At 36.5% G+C, this 1,543-nt stretch carries 1 protein-coding gene; it reads right to left on the bottom strand.

Translation table 11 applies throughout. The features are described 5' to 3' along the window. Positions 1 to 43: 43 nt before the first annotated feature. A complete protein-coding gene (locus ACS8FD_RS14195) occupies positions 44 to 925 on the bottom strand; it encodes a substrate-binding periplasmic protein (RefSeq protein ID WP_299218112.1) in 882 nt (293 codons plus the stop codon). Positions 926 to 1,543: the final 618 nt, after the last annotated feature.

Genomic DNA, 1,543 nt, shown 5'->3' with positions numbered 1-1,543 from the left:
GCTTATTATCGACATTATGTGTGGTTGCCATGTTGAAAGTCCTTTAGTTTGCTTGCTCAGTAGTTTGGGCGTCAGATTGAGCCTCACCTAACCATTTTTCTTCGATTGTCTTAAAGGTCCCTTCTGCTTTAAGTTTGGTGATACCTTCATTAACAGTGTCGATAAGCTGAGTGTTATCCTTTGCCATTAGTACAACTTGCTGCGCTGAAGGCGTATCTTCACCTTCATACGGTACGATAGTAACGTCATACTCTGGATGGGTCTTAGCGGTGTATTGCAAAATAGGCAAATCATGTAGGATAACGTCGACCTTGTTTTGCAGTAGGTCTTCAAATAGTAAAAAGGCTGTGGTTCTTGTAGAAAGCTCACCATATTTGCCAATTTCTTTTAGTTGCTCTGCAGGTTTTGCACCTTCCATACCAGCAACATGTAATCCTCCTAAGTCCTCTAAACGCTTCAAGTCTAAGTCTTTATTTGAGTACATCATGGCTGATGGGTTAAAAAAGTAAGGTGTGGACAAGCCATACTTTACGTTACGATCGTCTTTATAAGAGATACCTGATACCGCCAAGTCACGACCGCCAGTCTCTACGCTATCAAACATGTCTTGCCAAGTTTCTTTATAAAACTCGACTTTAAAGCCTTGCTCTTCTCCAATAGCACGGATAGCATCAATATCAATACCTTGCATATTTCCATAGTCATCCTGAAAGGAAAACGGAGGCATGGTCCCTGTCGTTGCTACTTTAACTACTGGAGCATCATCTGGTAATTTGCTGACAAAAGTATCTTTGTTTTCTGCCACTGTTGGACTGGTCGTTGTTGCGTTTTCTTGCGTAGTTGTATTGCCTGCATTGTTAGAATTGCCACAACCAAATAAGCCCACACTTAGTACAATAGGAAGTACACGATATAACTGTTTCATAATCTATCCTTGAAAAATTGGGAGGTTTTTACAGTTTAATAAATTGTACTTATCGTTTTTTGCTTTCAATAGTTGCTTATTGACTCAATACAACATACCTATACATAAATATATTTGGTGTTTTTAAATTAATGAACTGGCATTAACTTAACTACATTTTGACCAAAAATATTCAAAAAACTAATATTAAGCTCATGGTATTTACATAGAAAGACATATAATATCTAGGTAAATAACATGCTGCACGACTAGTACATTTATTACACAAATTTACAATGAATAATACTTAAGTAACTTTATAAAAGCAATCAAGGTAAACGAGTAGTAAATGATAATCATTACTATTTAATAGGATATAATCGTACAGTACAGTCGCTCTACCCTCGAAAGGGTCGTAGAATAACTTTACATATTGACAAAAAAAGCATTCATACGTGTCGTGCGTACGAATGCTTTTTTGTAAGAAATAGAATAAAAGGTCAGATGACTTTGCTCTTATCGAAATCTAGCTTGTTCCTAACATTTTTTGCTGTTTTAAAGCAGTTTCAGTCAAGTCTTCACCAAACCATTTTGTCGTTAGCACAGCATAAGTACCATCCTTTTTTAATCCTTCTAACC

The organism is Psychrobacter sp. 1U2, from assembly GCF_051847575.1.
The sequence above is the reverse complement of the archived record's forward strand: the minus strand, read 5'-3'. Positions and strand labels throughout refer to the sequence as shown.